This is a genomic window from Paenibacillus filicis, from assembly GCF_038070315.1.
GTDB classification, from domain to species: domain Bacteria; phylum Bacillota; class Bacilli; order Paenibacillales; family NBRC-103111; genus Paenibacillus_G; species Paenibacillus_G filicis.
On sequence record NZ_JBBPCC010000003.1, the window covers coordinates 221,980 to 237,649 of the forward strand.

Consider the following 15,670-nt stretch of genomic DNA (forward strand, 5'->3'; position numbering starts at 1 on the left):
TAAGCCGGGTCGAACCGGTACCAGATTGGAATGGGGAATTCATTCATGTATTCACCATTTATATATGAACATATTAGCAACTGTTCATATGTTTATTATAGAGTGGCATAATATTAGTGTCAACCATATGTATGCTAAATTATGCTTATGGATTTGTCGTCCCAGTTCAATGAATAACTACTATAAATAGTAGAAAAAAGTCTAACGTGATCCTGCTATCCTTCAATCGTTTTGACTTCTGAAGTTGCCTTATGCCCAAGCTTCATCACACAAAAAACCATCCCCCGTGCGGAGGATGGTTACAGCACTCGCTATTTCTTCAACTTATCGTATAGGTCTACTAAGCTTGTGATCGTGTACGTGCTTTGGATATCTGCTGAGCTTTTTTGTGCCTTTCTGTTAATCCAGCAGGTATCAATTCCTGACAGAAGGCCACCTTTTATATCTGTATTTAATGAATCCCCGATAATAAGGGCTTCCTTTCTATTAAAATCCTTAATATGACTCATCACATAATCGAAAAACTGTGTTGAGGTTTTTTGAAATCCAATGCTTTGGGAGTCAAAATATCTTCGAAAAAATCATATAAACCTGCCTGTTTCAATCGCTTTATCTGCGTTTGGGTTATACCATTCGTGATAACAAACAGTCGATGGGTTGCTGATAAGCTCTGGCAGACCTCCAAAGCTCCTTCCATGAGCAATTGCCTTCCATTGCCCAATAGTTCTCTGTACATGTTCTCCCATTCGATACCATCTGCAACTTTTCCCAGTCTCAGCAAAGTTTCTGAAAACCTTGAATGTAGCAAAACATCTAATCCGATGCTACCATTTTCATAATCAGTCCATAGTTGGTTGGGTCGATGTACAGGGATTCGCCTGCATAAATTTCGTTATTTACGCGCGGCTGGCTGATATTCCCCAGGCACCATGCCCGTTGAAATCGCCATTCGATTCCAACAGTTGATCGCATTAATCGCCATAATCAAATTGACCCTAAGATCCTACGTGTACACCTTCATCGTTAGAATTGGGCTTGCATGGATAGGACTCCATTTCAAGTTTATGATCCTCTCCTCCTCGAACATAAGTTTTAGCTTTTCTCAAACAATAACGTCGATAAAACTTATCGCATTGTTTGGTCTATTTAATTGATATTCCGCCTGATGCTACCATTGGTATTAAAGAGCTTTCTGCGTTTCAAGGTGTTTCGGAAACCTATCTGTCAAAAATTTTCGGTAAATTAACTAAAGCTGGTATCGTAAGCTCTGTCCCTGGTGTTAAAGGGGGCTATAGATTGGCCAAGCCTCCTGAGGACATTTCTTTTTGGGATGTAGTTGAAGCGGTTGAAGGTACTACCCCCATTTTCCAATGTAAAAACATCAAAAATAATAGCTATTTATGCCGCGATGAAGACTATTTAGCATGCACCATGGCCTCTCCTTGTGTAATTAATTTAGCTATGCTCGAAGCTGAAGAAAGTATGCGCAATGTTCTGCGTAACAAGTCACTTATTTGGTTAAATGAAGAACTCGATCGCGTATTAACCCCTCAATCGCGTAAAGATACTCGTGAATTTTTTGCTAATAGCAACAATGCTTAATGCTCAGATCATGTGTATGTCTGCTCTCGCCTTGAAAATAGCCTTGAGTCTTGAGTCCCTTGAAGCATAACGAAAGGGTGCGGTTCGCTATGTTCTGAAAAACAATAAAAAACGGTAAGAAACCTGTAATGGTTCTTACCGCTTTATGTGCATGCATGTCCGTTTGTTCAAATCATACGGATTGTAAAAGCCTCTTCGTTTTTGTTTCATTGTTAATCGCATAAGCATTCAACTTCGTGTATCCGATTGTCACTTAGCAGATCGATGAATTCAGTAATATGAGTTTGCAATTGTTCAGGCACCTGATACTTTAATATCTGTAATTCAGTTATCAGGAGTGGAATTTCTTTCACTGAAATAAGATGGTCACTGTAATAATCTTTAAGTCTGGCTAAGATAGGAAACTTAGGCACTTGAAAATTTCTGCTAAACAGACTTTTATGTAAGGAATCATGGATCGGGTAGTGAAAAATCCTAGCTCCTGTTCTGTCCTTAAAGTAACAATCTAATGCCACCTGGACTCACCTCTATTCATCTACCCCGATTTCCTGATCATCCCGCCAATACGTATCCGTATATCCCCGGCTCAAGGTCCATTCCGCCAGCATCTTCCGCTGCTTCTTTTCCAAGTCTCTGAAAGGTGCAGCTACGTATGAAATCTGATCGAAGCGGTCGAGAAAGTGCGGACCTTCTTTAAACTTCCTCATTGCCCCCATATCCTCGTCATTGGCAGCCCATACAACCCTTTTAATGCTGAAGCATAACAAGATGGTGCAAGTGCACATCGGGCAAGGCTCGCAGGTCGTGTACAGCGTGTAGTTCGCCTTGATAAACTTCTTCTGGGTAAGATCCAGCATCTCTGTACCGCATTGCCGGATCGCATCCACCTCGGCATGTGCCGTTGTGTCGCCTTTTGAGAAAACCCGATTGCGTCCTCGGCTTAGAATCCGCCCCTCTTCGTCGACAATGACGGCCCCGATGGGATACGTGCCTTCTTCCTTCGCTTTTTCCGCTTCCAGGAAGGCTTCCAGGAGATAGGTACGATCATCGATCACGGAATCACACTCCCGTCTGGATAGATTGTAAAAAAAAAGAGCGTCCAACCATGATCAGGAAGACGCTCTTCTTCTATGAAGTTTAAGCTATTCATCGTGCAAAATCAACATCAGCCGGGTAGAGACTAAACTTCGGCATTCAGCCTGTCCAAATAAACGATAGAATCATCTGCAACTGTCCCCTGCACGCGAATGGACCAGAATGAAGGCAGTCTCTGCTGGAGCCATTCGATACCGTCCGACTTCAGTTGAAGCGGTCCCAATGACCCTTCCTTCACCTCGTACGCCCCCTCACGCGGAAAGCCGAATCGCGCTTCCAGCAGGAACTTCAAGCCATTCACGGTCAGGAAGGTAAACTCGTATCCCTCACTAATCGCACGTCTAACCCGTTCAGGATGCTCGGCTGCATATTCCAGCAGCCCCTCCACTTTGAATACAGAATTGAAGGACTCCAGAAATTCCCGGTCACCCTTATCAAGCGCCTTCAGCAGCAACTCGTCATCCGCTCCCTTGGAGCGCGCGAATTCGATCCACAATGCGTAAGGCTGCGGCAGCTTGGCCTGAATCTGTTCGGTAGCCATACTCTGTCCTCTCTCTCTTGAAACAATCATTGCGTTACTGATACAAATGACACTGCACCTCATGCCCTGTGGCAACTGTCAGCTTCAGAGGCCTCTCTGTCCTGCAGCGGTCCAGCACATAGGGACAGCGGGTATGAAACACGCAGCCGGAGGGCGGATGCAGCGGCGAAGGAACGTCCCCGCTCAGAATGATACGCTCCCGCTTCACCCTCGGGTTCGGTACGGGAACCGCGGACAGCAGCGACTTGGTATACGGATGCAGCGGCGAGGAGAACAACTGCTCCGTGGGAGCCTGCTCCACCAGCTCGCCCAGATACATCACGCCCACATGATCGGATATATGCCGAACAACGCTCAGATCGTGCGCCACAAATAAATAGGACAACTTCAGCTCACGCTGAAGCTCCTGCAGCAGGTTGATAACCTGTGACTGGATGGACACATCGAGGGCCGAGACGGGCTCATCGCATACAATCAGCTTGGGATTCAGTGCCAGCGCCCGGGCCAATCCAAGCCGCTGACGCTGCCCGCCCGAAAATTCATGAGGAAACCGGTCGTAATGCTCCCGACTGAAGCCAACCTTGTCTAGCAGCTCCAAGGCCCGCTCCGTCCGTTCCCTGGCTCCTCCTTGTCCATGAATCAACAACGGCTCCTCCAAAGTATAACCAATCCGTTTCTTCGGGTCCATCGAAGAATATGGATCCTGAAATACCATCTGCAGCTCTCGCCGGACCTCGCGCATAGCGGCTCCCTTCAAGCTGAAAATATTGCGCCCCTGGTACAGCACCTCGCCGCCTGTCGGCTCCAACAGCTTGAGAATCGTTCGTCCGGTCGTGCTTTTGCCGCAGCCGGACTCACCGACAAGCCCATAGGTCTGGCCTTCCTGAATATCGAAGGAAACGGAGTTTACCGCTCTGATATAGCCCTTGGTCCAGCCAAAGCCGGACTTAACCGGGAAGTGCTTCTGCAGTCCTCGCACGGCCAGCAGCGGCGCCGGCTTCTCAATGAACGGCGGCATATACGCTCTCTCCCTCCTGCATTCGAATCTGTTCGTGATGCCAGCAGCGAATATGACCCCCCTGCTCCGCACGCTCAAGCTCCGGCATCTCCGACTGGCAGCGCTCGTCGGCATACGAGCAGCGAGGTGCAAAGCGGCAGCCTGCCGGGATATCGTGCAGCGACGGCACGGTGCCTTCGATCACATGCAGCTTGCCGGTCCGATCTCCATCGATCGTCGGCATCGACCTCATCAATCCGATCGTGTACGGATGCAGCGGGCGTTCGAACAGCGTGTGGACATCAGCCTCCTCGATCACCTGGCCCAAATACATGACCACAACACGCGTGCATACCTCGGCCACGACTCCCAGATCATGGGTAATCAGCACAACACCCATACCCGTGCTTGATTTCAGCGAGTGAATCAAGTCCAGGATCTGAGCTTGAATCGTTACATCCAGCGCAGTCGTCGGCTCATCGGCGATCAGCAGCTTCGGCTGACAGGCCAACGCCATCGCAATCATGACCCGCTGCCGCATGCCCCCAGATAGCTCATGGGGATGCTCATGCACCCGCTGCTCCGGCGATGGTATGCCGGTCAGCCGCAGAAGCTCGACGGCGCGGCGTCCTGCCTCCTTCCGGGAGCAGCCTGTGTGAAGCCGGACGCTTTCGGCAATTTGACTGCCAATGGTATGCACCGGATTCAGCGAAGACATCGGGTCCTGAAATACCATGGATATCTCGTTTCCGCGAATCGCTTCCATCTGACCGGTTGAAAGCCCCATGAGATCCTTTCCCTGAAAAAGCACCTTCCCGCCGTACCGGGTTGCTCTCTCATCGAACAGCCGCAGGATCGCTTCGGCCGTGACGCTTTTTCCACAGCCGGACTCGCCGACGATGCCCAGCGTCTCCCCTTCATCTACCCCGAAGGATACACCGTCGACCGCGGTCACCATCCCCTTTTCCGTAGGGAAGGATACCGACAGCCCCTGGACCTCCAACAGACGTTCGCCTGCCATGTTGCTCACCTCCTGTCTCACATCGGGTACAGCTTATTTGCCCCGGCCGCTCGTTAACTTCGGGTCCAGTAAATCTCTCAGCCCATCGCCGAACAAATTCAGACCGAGCACAATCAGAATGACCAGAATGCCGGGAAACACCGTCATCCACCAGGCGCTGTAAATAACAATCTTGCCGTCATACAATATATTGCCAAGGCTCGGCTGGGGAGCAGGAATGCCAGCTCCGAGAAAGCTAAGCGCCGCCTCCGTCAATATCGTCACGGCAAACACGAAGGAAGCCTGAATAATAAGCGGAGATAGCGTGTTCGGCGCAATATGAAGCCAGATGATTCGCCAAGGCCCCGCCCCTTGCGCGTGTAGCGCTTCAATGAACGTTTTCTCCCTCACGACCAGGGCGGCGGAGCGAATGATACGAGCGATCGACGGGATGAAGATGATGCTCAGCGCGATGACCACATTACTGGTTTTAGGCCCGAGCGTGGACATGATCGCAATGGCGAGCAGAATGGACGGAAATGCGAACAGGCCATCGCAGATCCGCATCAGAATATGATCCAGCAGCGCGTAATAAGCCGACAGCAGTCCGACGAGCATGCCGATCAGGGAGGCAATCACCGTGACGGACAAGCTGATAATAATCGAGGAGCGCGTACCGTAGACGACACGTGAGAAAACATCTCGACCGAAATTATCCGTACCGAATAGATGCGTCCAGCTCGGCCCGGTCAGACGATTGACCGCATCCATCTCGAGCGGCGTATACGGAACCAGCACAGGTCCGAGAAAGGCAATGGCAACCACCAGCGCTATAATACCCGATCCGGTCGTCAACAACCGGTTGTCCAGCCATTTCCGGAGCAGCACCCGGCGCCGTTCCTGGCGGTAAGTCCTGAGGGGGAGCGCACTCTCAGCTACGGTGTTCATCTTATCTCATTCCTTTGTTTTTGATGATTACATGATTCCGCCTAGGAGCTCTTCTTGTTCAAACGTATCCGGGGGTCCACCACGCCGTACAGCAGATCGACCGCCAGATTAACCAGTACGTAGACTAACGTAATGATCAGCACCGAGCCCTGGATCATCGCATAATCCCTTCGGCTGATGGATGTGACGACGAGTTGTCCCACCCCTGGAATATTGAACAGCGTCTCGATAACGGCAGCGCCGGTAATCAGCGACCCGAAGGATTCTCCGATCACCGTCAATATCGGGATGAACGCGTTGCGCAGCGCATGGCCGTACACGATTCCGCGCTCTCTGACACCCTTAGCCTTGGCGGTTTTAATAAAATTCTCGCTTAGCGTATCCAGCAGGGAAGAGCGGGTCATTCGCGTCAGGAAGGCCGCCTGAATGACACCCAGCACCAGCGAGGGCAGCAGCAAGTACTTCAGATGGTTCCACAAACCCGCCGAGATCGGCTGGTAACCCGCAACCGGCAGCCATTTCAGCTTGACGGCGAATAACAGGACCGCCAGCGACCCGAGCAGGAAGCTCGGGATCGAGATGCCTAGCATCGAGAAGCCCATAACGGCTTCATCCACACGAGTTCCTCTTCTTCGGGCAGCCCAGATGCCAAGAAACAAGGCCAGTCCAATCGCAATAGTCTGAGAGAGCAGCGCAAGTGACAGTGTCGGAGCCAGATGCTCGACAAAGGCGCTGGATACCGGAACGTGCAGAAAGTAGGACTGCCCAAGATTGCCGCTCAGTATGCCCAGCAGCCATTGGCCGAATTGCTCGTATAGCGGACGATCCAGCGCAAGACGCTTGCGCAGCTCCTCAACTTCTCCCGCAGTCGCTTCATTGCCCAGCATGACGGCAGCAGGATTGCCTGGGGTCAGATGTACGAGAAAAAAAATAATGATGGCGACCACCGCCAGCACCGGAATTAGCGACAGCAGACGGCGGACGATGTAACCGCCCATTCCTTCAACCTCCATTCAGGGATGCTCACCCCGCACACTCCCGCTTCTCCTGTCTAGCACACAAGAACGGAAGCGGGACGAATCCTTCGCTTGCCGGCCCAACAAACAGGCCGGATGCTTCTATATTTCGCCTTACCGGGTCACGCTGATATTCCAGAAGATCGGACCTACCACATTCTGGAAGCCCTTCACTTTATCCGATATCGCGGTAATCTGCTCGGTCTGCCCGATAATCGAGAATGGCAGATAGCTCCATACAAACTCATGCACCTGATCAACCTCGGCGCGGATGTCCTTAGTGGAGGAGGCCAGCTTGATCTTGTCGAACAGCTGCTGTACCTGGTCGTTTCGCGGAAAGCCGGAGGTTCCACCCCAGAATCCGTACTGCAGGAAAGTCGGACGGTAGGCATAATTCAACGGGTTAATATCCCAGCTTTTAGTATCGGTCAGCTTGGTTTGGAGAGTCGCCCAATCATACACCTCCAGCTTCACCTTAATGCCGATCTTCTCCAACTGCTGCTGCACCACAACCGCAACATTATATTGGTCGGCATAATCACGGGTTGTGAAGATACGCAGCTCCTTGCCGTCATAGCCGGCCTCCTTCAGAAGCTGCTTGGCCTTCTCGGGGTTGTTCTGATTGTAAGCTTCCTTGCCCTTGTCGCTGGCCCAGTCCGTGTGCTGAGGAAGCACCAGGGAGGAAGTTGCGGTGTAGAAGCGCTTGTCGCGGAAGGCCGTTTTCAGAATTTCCTCCGAATTCAGCGCCGCATTCAAGCCTTGACGAGCCTTGGGATCCTTGAACAATCCGTCAACGGTATTGTAGTAAAGGTTTATAATACCTCCATGCGTCGGGAAAGCCTTAATCCCTGGGGTGTTCTCGACCTGCGCCACGTTATCGAACGAGATGTTGAAGGCCAGATCGTATTCACCAGACGCAATGCCCGCCAGGCGGGTCGACTCGTCAGTTACGAAGCGGAAGTAGATCTCATCCACCAAGGCTTCGCGCTTCCCCCCGGCGCCGCTGGCCGGCTCCGATCGAGCCGCGTAATCCTTGAACTTATTCAAACGGATGTACTGATTCTGCTTCCATTCTCCAAGCTCGAACGGACCGGTTCCGACGAAGGTTTTAATCTCGCCGCTTCCGGCCTCGTCAATAGATGTCTTCGGATAGATGACCGCCGGCTGTGCCGGGTCGGCCAAGATATCCGGGGTAAGCAGGAACGGCGTCTTCAGCTTCAGCTCCAGCGTATAGTCGTCCTTCTGCGAAGCAGCAGCTCCACCCAGATTGGTCTTGGCGATATTGGCCCTATTCAGCCAGCGGTTCAACGAAGCGACTGCATCCTCCGCCTTCAGCTCCTTGCCATTATGAAACTTGACGCCTTTGCGCAGGATGAACGAGTACGTCAGCTTGTCCTCGCTCACCTGATAAGAATCGGCCAGCAAAGGCACCGCCTTGGCATCCTTGTCAAGCGTCACCAGCGGCTCGTAGATCGGCCGGGTAATATCCTTGACTGCCGTATTCTGCGAGGTTTGGGCATCCAGGGTAATCGGTTGGGTCGGATAACCCACATTCAGCGTGCCTCCCTTGGGCTTTGCCTCGCTTGCCCCAGAGCTCTCCGCCCCCTTCCCTTTCTCTGACTGAGCACCTTCGCCGCAGCCAGCCAGCAGAAGCAGTACCGTCACAGCGAGGGTCATCCATTGGGTCCGTCTGTTCAATATGAACCTCTCCCCTATTTAGAGTATAGAAAATTTATTAAACCAAGCGGAATACTTAGTATAAGGTCATTCTATCGGTCACCCCGCACTTTGTAAATTTCGAAAAAGTAAACTGTAGCATCAGAAATTGTATCGTGTTTTCGCCAAGAGGCCGTGGTATTATATCTTTAATTCTGATCGGAATTATATACTTTGAAATAGAAAGGAAGTCCATCGCCCATGTCATTATTGGAAGTATCGCTGCTGGACAGGCTGGACCCCGCCCTTGCCAGCCATATTCGCCGGATTGAGCATTTCAAACAAAGCTTGACGCTTCTCACCTGGGACTCCCGTACAGGTGCCCCGTCCAAGGGTTTGGTCCAGGGGGCCCGTGTAAGATCCACGATCAAGCACGAGCTGTTCCTGCTGCAGCGCGATCCGGAATTCGGCAGGCTGCTGCATGCGCTGAGCGAAAAAACTTCTGAAGACCCTTTGGTCAGCCGCATCGCAGCCTATCATCTGAGAAGCTTCCAGCTTGCAAATTCCATCCCGATTAAGGAATTTCAGGCGTTTGCCAATGAGCAATCCCAAACCTCTGTCGTGCTGGCTGAGGCCAAGAAAACAAGCAATTTCGCTCTCGTAAAGCCTTATCTGGAGCGAGTATTCGATTATCACCGTAAATTTTCAGCGTATTGGGGTTACCAGGATCACCCTTATGACGCCCAGATCAAGCAATTCGACCCCGATGTGGATACAGCCACGCTGGATCAGGTATTCTCTGAACTCAAATCAGGGCTGCTGCCTCTGATCCAACGAATCAGCAGGGCTTCGAAGCAGCCTGACCGATCCATCTTCGCACGGGAGTTTCCGTATGAGCAGCAGCGAGAGCTAGCGACCCGGCTCATCCAGGTCATCGGCTATGACTTTGATGCCGGCAAATTCGGGGAAACGCTCCACCCCTTCAGCTCCGCGATCAGTCCAGGAGATGCCCGCGTAGCTACCATCTACAAACGGGATGTACGCGTATCCGCTCTGCTGGCTCTGCATGAAGCCGGTCATTCGATATACACCCAGAATATCCATCCACAGCTTGTCGATACGGGGCTCGGCATCTTTACTTCGTACGGAATTCATGAATCGCAATCGATCTTCTGGGAGAAATTTATCGGGCGTCACCGCGGTTTTTGGGAGCAGAATTACGGGCTGGCGCAGTCGTTATTTCCTGAAGCCTTCGCGGGGGTCAAGCTGGATGATTTCTTCTTTGCACTCAACGAGGTCCGTCCATCCCTGATTCGTTATGAAGCTGACGATCTCACCTATAATCTTCATATTATTATCCGCTACGAGCTGGAGAAAGCGCTGCTGGAAGGCAGCATCTCAGTAGACGAGCTTCCTGAGCGATGGAATGACAAGTACGAGGAATACCTCGGCATCCGGCCGGCTAACGACCGCGAGGGCGTTCTGCAGGATGGTCACTGGATAAGCGGCTTCGGCCACTTTGCTACCTATTCGCTAGGCTTTATCTTCGCCGGCCAGCTTCATGGACAATTGGTCAAGGACAAGCCAGATTTCGATCGTCTTGTAGCCGAAGGGCGCAACGATGTCATTCTCGACTGGCTGCGGAGCCATGTCCATCAATATGGCAGCAGCAAGTCTGAATACGAGCTGCTTCGCGATATTACCGGTGGCGAAATCGATACCCGGCCGCTCCTGTCCTATTTGACCCGGAAATACGAAGACCTGTATGAGCTGCAACCATCAAGTCAACCTGCGATCAATGGAGAGTGAGAATGATGACGGCAACCAATGTACAGTCACTGACCCGCATTACAGAAGAAACGGTGCGCATCCGCCGCCAGCTCCACCAGCACCCGGAGCTCAGCTCGCAGGAGTTTGAAACCTCGGCGCTTGTCGCCAAGGTCTTGCGCGAGGCTGGTCTTGACGTGCAGGAGCAGATCGGCGGAACGACCGGCGTCGTCGGCCTGCTCCACGGCTCCCGGCCCGGACGGGTCTTCGCCTTGAGGGCCGATATGGATGCTCTTCCGCTTGAAGAGAAGAGCGGGCTCCCCTTTGCCTCGCTCCACAGCGGGGTCATGCATGCCTGCGGCCATGATATGCACACCGCTATATTACTCGGAACCGCACTTGCTCTGAGCGAGCAGAAGTCTTCGATACAGGGCAGCATAAAGTTTATTTTTCAGCCAGCCGAGGAAACCGGGAAGGGTGCGCGTCAACTGATCGATGCCGGCGTGCTGCATAATCCGCAGGTAGATGCCATCGCAGCGCTGCACTGCTGGCCCGACCTGCCGGCTGGCACAATCGGCGTCAAGTCAGGCACCCTGCTGGCCGCCAGCGACGGTTTCTCGGTCCGCCTGCACGGGAAGGGCGGTCACGCCGCCTACCCGCACAAAAGCGTAGACGCGGTCGTCATCGCCGCCGCCGTTATTCAGGCGCTCCAGACGATCGTCTCACGCAATATATCGCCGCTGGACCCCGTTGTCATTTCCGTGACGCAGTTGAACAGCCAACCGACAGCCGGCAATGTCATACCCGCCTATGTCGACCTCGGAGGCTCGGTTCGCAGCCACGACCCCGCTACGCGAGCCTCCTTGCCCTCGGCGATCGAGCGCATTGTGTCAGGCGTCGCCTCTAGCCTAGGGGGTAGTGCGGAGTTTACGTACCGTCACGGCGTTCCATCCCTGCACAATGACCCGGAGGTTACGGAGCTGATCGCCCGGGCTGCTGCACAGGTGATCGGGCCTGAGCAAGTGGTTCGCTTGGCGCAGCCGTCGATGGGAGGAGAGGACTTTGCCCGGTATCTCGATCACGTTCCCGGCGCGATGTTCAGGCTAGGCACCGCCAATGACAACGAAGCATCCAGGCTGCCCTTGCACAGCCAACGGCTTATCTTCGACGAACATGCCATCGAGACGGGAATTTCCATACTGACGGAAATCGCACTGCAGTTCTTGACAGGAGGCTCCGCTCATCATGACTCTATCCGGACCAACGAGCCATCGACAGCAGCCGATTGACCTTGAGCAGACACACCCTCTGAACGAGCTGCTTGCCGAAGTCAGCGGCGAGCGGCTGGAGGCGTATGCTCGGCGAATTGCTGCTGAGGTTCGACTATCGGGAAGTGAAGAGGAGCTTCGCGCCTTCGACTATGTACGCCGGACGCTTGAAGATTTCGGCCTCTCGACGAAGCTGCTGTTCTCGGATGCCTACATCAGCCTGCCCAAGGAAGCGGAGCTGCTGGTGAATGGCGTACCGGCAGCGGCTATTACCCACTCCATGACACCCTCCACGGATTGGATGGACAGCGAGCTGGTTGGGCTTGACCCTGGGTTACCCGCCGATGCCCCACAGCTTGCCGCCGTTAGAGGACGAACCGTGCTGACGGCCGGCATTGCCAACCCTGTCACGGTGCGCAAGCTGCAGCAGGCAGGAGCGGCAGCCGTCGTCTTCGTCAATCCGGGTGAATATGCACATGAGATGATCGTTTCCTCGGTCTGGGGCAGCCCTGCGCCTGGACAGACCCGTGATTTGCCCGGTATTCCCGTGATTTCGGTCAATGCGCCCACGGGAAGCCGACTGCGGGAGCAGTTGGATGCTACCGGGAAACCTCTTCCAGTCAGGCTGCGTACCGCCGTGGAGACAGGCTGGACACGCATCCCTACGTTGATTGCCGAGCTGAGAGGAGAAGAAGAGCCGGATAAATTCGTACTGTTCAGCGGACATATCGATTCATGGCATTACGGAGCGATGGACAACGGTTCGGCCAATGCCGTGATGCTGGAGGTGGCCCGCATCCTGGCCGAGCAGCGCCCTCTGCTGCGCCGTTCCCTTCGTCTTGCCTTCTGGTCCGGTCATTCCCACGGCCGGTATGCCGGGTCGGCCTGGTATAGCGACGAGCATTGGGACGACTTGCATGAGCATGGTGTCCTGCATCTTAACATTGATTCGGTTGGAGCGAAGGGAGCGACGCAGCTGGCAATCGGCAGTACCATGGCACAGACACGCGAGCTCTCCACACAGGCGATCCGTATCGTGACCGGACAATCGTTTGAGGGTACACGGTTCGGACGGTCTGGGGATCAGTCCTTCTGGGGCGCGGGCCTCCCCTCAGCCTTTATGGGGCTTTCTTTCCAGCCGGAGGGCTGGTTCGGCTGGTGGTGGCACACCACCGAGGATACGCTGGACAAGCTGGATCCGGCTAACCTGATCCGCGACGCGAAAATCTATCTGGCCTCCGCCTATCTGGCCCTCTCCTCTCCTGTGCTGCCTCTGGACCAGCTCGCCGCCGTACGGGAGCTGCGCAGGTTCATCGAGGACTACCAGGAGCAGGCCGAGGCACGGCTGGATCTCTCCCGACTGGCAGCCCAGGTCCAACTGCTTGAGGAGCTGACGGAACGATTCCACGGGCAGCTGTCCCGCCTGCAACTCCCTGCACCTGCCGCCGAGGAGGTCGGTCACAGAGGCTTGCGTCTTGCGATCAACGAGATCCTGCACCGGTTATCGCAAATCCTCGTGCCTGCCGTCTATGTGTGCGGGAGCGTATTCGAACATGATCCGGCCACTCCCCAGCCGCCGATACCATCCCTGCAGGAAATCGGACAGCTTGCGGCAGCTCCAGTTGGGAGCGATGCTTATTATGAGCTGAGAACGCTGCTCGTTCGGCGGGTCAATGCCCTGCATGCGTCTCTGAAACAGGCCACGGCACTCGTACGTCATGGTCTTGAGCTGTTTGGCGAAGCTAACCGGGAGGAAGAACCCCGATGAGCCTGCAGCGTTTCAGCGGAAAGAAGGTTGTTATTACGGGGGCTGCGGGGGTATTCGGGGGATGGATCGCCAGAGCGTTCGCTGCCGAGGGCGCTTCTCTCTACCTGTCCGATATTCGCCCGGAAGCGTTGGAACAGACGGCCCGACGGCTCCCTGGAGTGGACATTTGGCAGCATGTCACCGATCTGACCGATCCCGAGTCGGCCGTGGATTTGATTGACAGCGTCGAACGCGATTGGTCGTCGCCTGACATTGTCATCAACAATGCCGGTATCTATCCGTACAGCAGATTGCTGGAGCAGACCACCGAGCAGTGGAACGCGACGATCGATCTGAACCTTCGAGCCCCGTTTCTGCTTATTCAAGGGTTTGCCAGGCTGATGATCGCCCGCGGGATTCAAGGCTCCTTCATCAATATAAGCTCCGGAGCCGCCTCCATGGCCGGTCCCGGTATGGGCAATTACAATGTGTCCAAAGCTGGACTTGAGATGCTGACCCGGGTATTCTCCTTGGAACTGGCCCCCCATTCCATTCGGGTCAATTCCGTGGTGCCAGGGTATGCCCCCGGCAGCGAGGTCAGCGTGATGACCGATGCGCATACGAGCTCTATGATCGAAAATACGCCGCTGAAGCGGACTTCAGGGCCTGATGACGCCCCACAAGCTATCCTCTATCTCAGCTCGGACGCCGCCTCCTTTATTACCGGGACGACCCTTTCCGTGGATGGGGGACGTACAGCCCGGGTTCGTTGATGGACGCAACCTGCACGGCAGCCTAAGAAAGCCAAGGCAAGCGCACCTTGGCTTTAGTGGCGGTCCGCTCAGACCCTTCGTCTTACGCGAATCACGACAAGCCAAAAAGCCCGATCAAGGATCAGGCCATCTTGGTACGAATCGGGGTTCCCCGTGTCATGGTTTTAATCTGCTGGATCATCTTCTCGCTGGCCAGCCCCAGGCTTGCATGCCGCTTGGTCAGTATGCCGACCTCTGGTCCTTCCTTCAGGTCGGCGATGGTCTTCACCAGAGTACCCGCTACGGGATGCAGAGTCGTGACTACGGGTACGATAGAGATCCCGAGCTTGGACTGGACAAAATATTTATGTGAGTTGATATTGTTGATCTCAGTTCCCGTGTAAGCCCCGCCAAGCTTCTCCGTCAGCGCCAGATCAATCCAGATGCGAATCGGACAGCTGGCAGACGTCAGCAGGAAGCTTTCACTGCGTAGCTCCTGAAGCTTCACCTCCTTGCGGCTGCTCAGCGGATGCGTATCATAAAGCAGCAGAGCCATCTCTTCAACCAGAAGAGGCTCGAATACGGTATCTACGGTCGTCTGGGGGAAAGCGCAGACGGCAAAATCGATCATCTCATCCACCAAAAGCCGGTGAAGCCGCTTCGGATCCCCGATATGAACACTGACCTGAATCTTCGGATTCCGTTCCCGAAAAGAGGACAGAATACCGGGTATCCGGTTGCTGGCCGTCGGCTCGGATACCCCGATCCGAACTAATCCGGCTTCTCCCTGAGCCAGATCCGTCAACGTGCTGCTAAGAGCCTCATGCTCCCGAAGAAGTAAATCTGCGCGCTGATGGAAGATGCGGCCGGCCTCGGTCAACTGGATTTTTTTGCTGTCTCTTTTCAAAAGCTTGACCCCTAGGTCCGACTCCAGCTTCTTGATGTGCATCGTAATCGTAGGCTGGGAATAGAGCAGGACTTCCGCGGCCTGCTGGAAGCTCCCCAGTCTGACAATGGTTTGAAAAGTCTTGATCGTTCGCAGCTCCAAGTTATAACCTCCTGACGTTAGATGTTCGGAGAAGCCTGATAACAGGCAGCATTCCTGCCTGCCTTGAGGATGTGGAATAACGTGGAAATTGATGAAAGTATAGCACAATATTATCTAGTATTCCAATCGGATTTTATTAAATAATACATAGATTGATATACTTCTTTTATCTCAACTGCATCCAAAACATAAAAGCCTGCACCGTCGTCATGACGGCGCAGGCTTCCTGAAGC

15 protein-coding genes are annotated in these 15,670 nt (G+C 53.8%); 5 read left to right on the forward strand and 10 right to left on the reverse strand.

Features of this window, described 5'->3' with window-relative positions; all coding sequences use genetic code 11:
* Window positions 1–311: 311 nt before the first annotated feature.
* Window positions 312–509, reverse strand: coding sequence for an HAD hydrolase-like protein (locus tag WMW72_RS07380; protein ID WP_341414788.1), 198 nt, complete (start codon window positions 507–509; stop codon window positions 312–314).
* Complete coding sequence (locus WMW72_RS07385; RefSeq protein WP_341414789.1) at window positions 509–736, reverse strand: HAD hydrolase-like protein; 228 nt, start codon at window positions 734–736, stop codon at window positions 509–511. Before WMW72_RS07385 ends, WMW72_RS07380 begins: the two co-directional genes overlap by 1 nt.
* Before the next feature lie 401 nt (window positions 737–1,137).
* Here WMW72_RS07385 and WMW72_RS07390 point away from each other — a divergent pair, with 401 nt between their 5' ends.
* Window positions 1,138–1,602 carry an RrF2 family transcriptional regulator gene (locus WMW72_RS07390; protein WP_341414790.1) on the forward strand — a complete coding sequence of 155 codons (465 nt, stop codon included), beginning with the start codon at window positions 1,138–1,140 and terminating at the stop codon, window positions 1,600–1,602.
* Window positions 1,603–2,129: 527 nt separating this feature from the next.
* On the opposite strand, the gene WMW72_RS07395 is transcribed toward WMW72_RS07390, so the two are convergent.
* The 7 genes from WMW72_RS07395 to WMW72_RS07425 all read right to left on the reverse strand — a co-directional run bounded on the left by WMW72_RS07395 (window position 2,130) and on the right by WMW72_RS07425 (window position 8,897).
* On the reverse strand, window positions 2,130–2,657 hold the full coding sequence (locus tag WMW72_RS07395; protein WP_341414791.1) for a nucleoside deaminase: 528 nt from the start codon (window positions 2,655–2,657) through the stop codon (window positions 2,130–2,132).
* A gap of 125 nt (window positions 2,658–2,782) precedes the next feature.
* Window positions 2,783–3,238 carry a hypothetical protein gene (locus tag WMW72_RS07400; RefSeq protein ID WP_341414792.1) on the reverse strand — a complete coding sequence of 152 codons (456 nt, stop codon included), beginning with the start codon at window positions 3,236–3,238 and terminating at the stop codon, window positions 2,783–2,785.
* A gap of 34 nt (window positions 3,239–3,272) precedes the next feature.
* Window positions 3,273–4,256 carry an ABC transporter ATP-binding protein gene (locus WMW72_RS07405; protein ID WP_341414793.1) on the reverse strand — a complete coding sequence of 328 codons (984 nt, stop codon included), beginning with the start codon at window positions 4,254–4,256 and terminating at the stop codon, window positions 3,273–3,275.
* Window positions 4,240–5,256, reverse strand: coding sequence for an ABC transporter ATP-binding protein (locus WMW72_RS07410; RefSeq protein WP_341414794.1), 1,017 nt, complete (start codon window positions 5,254–5,256; stop codon window positions 4,240–4,242). Before WMW72_RS07410 ends, WMW72_RS07405 begins: the two co-directional genes overlap by 17 nt.
* Window positions 5,257–5,289: 33 nt before the next feature.
* Complete coding sequence (locus WMW72_RS07415) at window positions 5,290–6,183, reverse strand: ABC transporter permease (protein ID WP_341414795.1); 894 nt, start codon at window positions 6,181–6,183, stop codon at window positions 5,290–5,292.
* Between the two features lie 41 nt (window positions 6,184–6,224).
* Window positions 6,225–7,181, reverse strand: coding sequence for an ABC transporter permease (locus WMW72_RS07420; RefSeq protein WP_341414909.1), 957 nt, complete (start codon window positions 7,179–7,181; stop codon window positions 6,225–6,227).
* Between the two features lie 132 nt (window positions 7,182–7,313).
* On the reverse strand, window positions 7,314–8,897 hold the full coding sequence (locus WMW72_RS07425; RefSeq protein WP_341414796.1) for an ABC transporter substrate-binding protein: 1,584 nt from the start codon (window positions 8,895–8,897) through the stop codon (window positions 7,314–7,316).
* Window positions 8,898–9,116: 219 nt separating this feature from the next.
* Here WMW72_RS07425 and WMW72_RS07430 point away from each other — a divergent pair, with 219 nt between their 5' ends.
* From WMW72_RS07430 to WMW72_RS07445, 4 genes are read left to right on the forward strand one after another with little or no spacing between them, the layout of a single operon-like run.
* Window positions 9,117–10,664 (forward strand): carboxypeptidase M32, encoded by a 1,548-nt coding sequence (locus WMW72_RS07430; RefSeq protein WP_341414797.1) that lies wholly within the window; start codon window positions 9,117–9,119, stop codon window positions 10,662–10,664.
* A 2-nt stretch (window positions 10,665–10,666) separates the two neighbouring features.
* Window positions 10,667–11,911 (forward strand): M20 metallopeptidase family protein, encoded by a 1,245-nt coding sequence (locus WMW72_RS07435; protein ID WP_341414798.1) that lies wholly within the window; start codon window positions 10,667–10,669, stop codon window positions 11,909–11,911.
* Window positions 11,868–13,658 (forward strand): M28 family peptidase, encoded by a 1,791-nt coding sequence (locus WMW72_RS07440; protein WP_341414799.1) that lies wholly within the window; start codon window positions 11,868–11,870, stop codon window positions 13,656–13,658. The genes WMW72_RS07435 and WMW72_RS07440 overlap by 44 nt, the downstream gene beginning before the upstream one ends.
* Window positions 13,655–14,410 carry an SDR family NAD(P)-dependent oxidoreductase gene (locus WMW72_RS07445; protein ID WP_341414800.1) on the forward strand — a complete coding sequence of 252 codons (756 nt, stop codon included), beginning with the start codon at window positions 13,655–13,657 and terminating at the stop codon, window positions 14,408–14,410. Before WMW72_RS07440 ends, WMW72_RS07445 begins: the two co-directional genes overlap by 4 nt.
* Window positions 14,411–14,531: 121 nt before the next feature.
* Here WMW72_RS07445 and WMW72_RS07450 read toward each other — a convergent pair whose 3' ends face one another.
* Window positions 14,532–15,437: a LysR family transcriptional regulator gene (locus WMW72_RS07450; RefSeq protein ID WP_341414801.1), complete on the reverse strand. Its 906-nt coding sequence runs from the start codon at window positions 15,435–15,437 to the stop codon at window positions 14,532–14,534.
* Window positions 15,438–15,670: the final 233 nt, after the last annotated feature.

Coding starts and splice junctions, on each gene's coding strand:
- WMW72_RS07380 (WP_341414788.1), bottom strand. CDS start 509: ATGAGTCATATTAAGGATTTTAATAGAAAGGAAGCCCTTATTATCGGG.
- WMW72_RS07385 (WP_341414789.1), bottom strand. CDS start 736: ATGTACAGAGAACTATTGGGCAATGGAAGGCAATTGCTCATGGAAGGA.
- WMW72_RS07400 (WP_341414792.1), bottom strand. CDS start 3,238: ATGGCTACCGAACAGATTCAGGCCAAGCTGCCGCAGCCTTACGCATTG.
- WMW72_RS07405 (WP_341414793.1), bottom strand. CDS start 4,256: ATGCCGCCGTTCATTGAGAAGCCGGCGCCGCTGCTGGCCGTGCGAGGA.
- WMW72_RS07410 (WP_341414794.1), bottom strand. CDS start 5,256: ATGGCAGGCGAACGTCTGTTGGAGGTCCAGGGGCTGTCGGTATCCTTC.
- WMW72_RS07415 (WP_341414795.1), bottom strand. CDS start 6,183: ATGAACACCGTAGCTGAGAGTGCGCTCCCCCTCAGGACTTACCGCCAG.
- WMW72_RS07420 (WP_341414909.1), bottom strand. CDS start 7,181: ATGGGCGGTTACATCGTCCGCCGTCTGCTGTCGCTAATTCCGGTGCTG.
- WMW72_RS07430 (WP_341414797.1), top strand. CDS start 9,117: ATGTCATTATTGGAAGTATCGCTGCTGGACAGGCTGGACCCCGCCCTT.
- WMW72_RS07435 (WP_341414798.1), top strand. CDS start 10,667: ATGATGACGGCAACCAATGTACAGTCACTGACCCGCATTACAGAAGAA.
- WMW72_RS07440 (WP_341414799.1), top strand. CDS start 11,868: ATGACTCTATCCGGACCAACGAGCCATCGACAGCAGCCGATTGACCTT.
- WMW72_RS07445 (WP_341414800.1), top strand. CDS start 13,655: ATGAGCCTGCAGCGTTTCAGCGGAAAGAAGGTTGTTATTACGGGGGCT.